A 2773-nucleotide genomic window follows, 5' to 3' on the forward strand; every position below is an offset into this window, starting at 1 on the left:
GCGTGGCACTGGTCGTCCATCCCGCCCCGCCCGAACGGTCCGTCGCGGCGGCCCTCGTCGACCTGCCCTGGGACCGCATCAGCGCCGCCACCCCGAACGAGCAGGAGGCCAGGCTGTTGCTGGCGGCGGCCGGCGATCCGGCGGCCGCCGGGCCCGGGGCGGAGCTGGCGGCCGCGTTCGGCCGTCGGTTCGCGACGCCGCTGGTGTGTGTCACCCGGGCGGAACACGGGGTCGCCGTGTGGGACGGCGCCCGAGCGTGGGCGCGCCCGGCCCATCCGACGACCGTCGTCGACACCACCGCCGCCTCGGATGCGTTCACCGCCGCGCTCACCCACATCCTCTTCGCCACCAACGCCACCAACGCCACCGAACTCCGCGCCTCCTTTCCGGGCCCCCCTCCACCCGGCCTCGTCGAAGCCGCCGTCGAGGCGGGCCTCGCCGCCGCGGCCTGGACGGTCCGCCACCGGGGCGCCCTCGACGCGCTGCCTCACCTCGGCGATTCGGCCGGACGGGTGCCGGGTGAGCCGACCTCCCCGGCCACCGAAGGGGCATTCCGACGAAAAGAACAACCAGACAAGCGCGTGTAGGTGGGCGTATAGCGGGTAATCCTGCGACAGCCAGGTATGAACCCCGTTGAAGGAGTAGTCATGGCCACCCGGGTTGGGACCCGAACCAGCAGCATCAGCCTCGGTACGCTTCTCTATCTCATCGTTGGGGTGGTCATCACCGCGAGCCAGGACTACTGGAACTTCACCGACTGGGACGGCCACGCGCTGAGCAGTTTCTTCACCGCCCTCGTCGCGACTCTGCTGTGGCCGCTCGCCATCTTCTACACTTTCGCCCTTCACACCCGCTGACCGCCCGCGCACCATTCGAGCGAGGGGAGGCGCTCCTTCCCGCGTCCAACCGTTTCCAAACCAGGAGCCTCCTCCCACCCGCCACATCCGGCCTCGGCGGTGACGCCCGGGCCGGATGTGGCATGCCCGGCTGCGGCGGCCCCGGACCGGAGTCCGCCGCAGCCCCATCCGGCCGTCCCACCCGGTGGCTCGAAGGCCTGCGCGGGCGGCGCAATCAGGCGGCCATCACCGGGTAACCGTGCGGGTCAAAACAGGCTCGGCTGTTGCCGTGTACCGACGGATGCCGGATATGCTTCGGCCGCCGACACGAGGGCCAGGCGCCGTCGGTTCCAGCAACCTGCGGGTCATGGATCCGCGCCCCGACAGGGAGGCAGCCCGATGGAGCCGTGCCGGATAGTCAGTGTCGTGGGGAACCCGAAGCCGGCCTCCCGGACCAGGCAGGTCGCCGAGGCGGTGGCCGGACGCGTCGCCACCTCGCTGGCCGCGAGCGGCTTCGAGTCGTCGGCGGAGGTCATCGAGGTCAGCGAGCTGGGTGCCGGTCTGCTCGGCTGGGGTGATCCGACCGTGGGCGCGGCCCTGTCCAGCATCCGGGCGGCCGATGTCCTCGTCATCGCCACGCCCACCTACAAGGCGACCTACACCGGACTACTCAAGCTGCTTCTCGACCAGATCGGCGGCGGTGAGCTCGCCGGCCTGCCGGCCATCCCGGTCCAGGTCGCCGCCGCTGCGCAGCACGCCTTGGCGGTGGAGGTGCACCTGCGCCCCGTGCTGGTCGAGATCGGCGCGGCCTGCCCGACCAGCGGGATCTTCGTCCTCGACTCGGCGCTCGCCGAGCTCCCCACCCAGCTCGACGCCTGGGGCTCGGTAAACCTCCCGGCGGTGAGCGCCATAGTCAGGGCCCGACGCGCGGTCACGGCGCCGTCCGCCTGACCACCGGTCCCGGCCGAGTCGTCGATCAGTACCCAGCGCGGCCCCGGTACCGAACATGACCAGCGGCGCGGAGCAACCCTAGCCGACTCCCCCATCCCCGGGGGCGACCCGTACCTGCGGCAGCGGCCCGATCACCACGCCGGGCTGCGCGGATGCCCGATCGGCGCCCGGTATCGCCGAGGCTGCGGGCCGCACCGCGGTACCGGCCCGGGAACCATCCCCACCCGAGCCGGCGGCACCACTACCGCCAGGGACACCACGACCGCCAGGGACACCACGACCGCCGGCGACCGAGTCGGGTCTGGCAGCGGAGGTCGGACCGAACCCGGCGGCAGGCTGGCCTTGCACCCGTGTGCGCGGGGTGACGCCGGTCGGACCGCTCGGCGCGATGCCCGGCTCCGCCGCCGCTCCCCCAGCTGGGGCCCACCCCCGAGGGTCAGCACGCACCCCGGGCCCCTGCGCCGCGGCGCTGGCTGGGACGCCGGCACCCGAGTAGCCGGCGGTGCCGGGGTGGGTGCTGTCCTGAGAGGTACTGCCGATCGGGCCTCCGACGAAGCGTCCCCCGGCCTCGTCCCTGTCGACATCCCCACCACGGTCAACGCGAGGGGAATTGCCGGCTGGCAGGCCGTCTCTGGCTGTCAGGCCTTCTCCGGCGGACCCGTCATCGAGCGACGGCGCGGGATACGTCGGCGCCGTCCGCCCGATGCCGTCCGCGGCGGCGGTACCGCCAGGGGTTGCGGTCGAACCGTAGATCGGATCGGGAAACGGTGGCGGCGGCAGTGGGGAGACCGGCGCGCCACCCGGCTGCCAGGACAGACTCCCGTCCTTGGGCTGCGCGCCGAGCCCGGGGCGGGCGTCGACCGCGCTGGTCGGCTGAAGCCGGACGTCGTCCCCTCCCGAGCCGGCGGGGGCGGAGAAGCCGAAGGCGGTCACGGCGACAGTGAAGCCGCCTGCCGCAACGGTCAGCCCGCGGCGCCGGTCGGAGA

At 73.2% G+C, this 2773-nt stretch carries 3 protein-coding genes and 1 pseudogene; 3 read left to right on the top strand and 1 reads right to left on the bottom strand.

Annotation, left to right across the window (positions count from 1 at the left end; genetic code table 11):
• The 3 genes from NBZ85_RS29915 to NBZ85_RS29925 form a co-directional block, all read left to right on the top strand.
• Positions 1-587: PfkB family carbohydrate kinase (locus tag NBZ85_RS29915; RefSeq protein ID WP_261563285.1), on the top strand; the 587-nt coding region annotated here is incomplete at its 5' end.
• A 60-nt stretch (positions 588-647) separates the two neighbouring features.
• Positions 648-857 (top strand): hypothetical protein, encoded by a 210-nt coding sequence (locus NBZ85_RS29920; RefSeq protein WP_011602017.1) that lies wholly within the window; start codon positions 648-650, stop codon positions 855-857.
• 378 nt (positions 858-1235) lie between these two features.
• Positions 1236-1787 carry an NADPH-dependent FMN reductase gene (locus NBZ85_RS29925; protein ID WP_261556296.1) on the top strand — a complete coding sequence of 184 codons (552 nt, stop codon included), beginning with the start codon at positions 1236-1238 and terminating at the stop codon, positions 1785-1787.
• A gap of 78 nt (positions 1788-1865) precedes the next feature.
• Here the strand turns inward: NBZ85_RS29925 and NBZ85_RS29930 are convergent.
• A pseudogene (locus NBZ85_RS29930) lies at positions 1866-2773 on the bottom strand (hypothetical protein); the annotation flags it as partial.

Source organism: Frankia tisae (assembly GCF_025403405.1).
Lineage (GTDB): Bacteria > Actinomycetota > Actinomycetes > Frankiales > Frankiaceae > Frankia > Frankia tisai.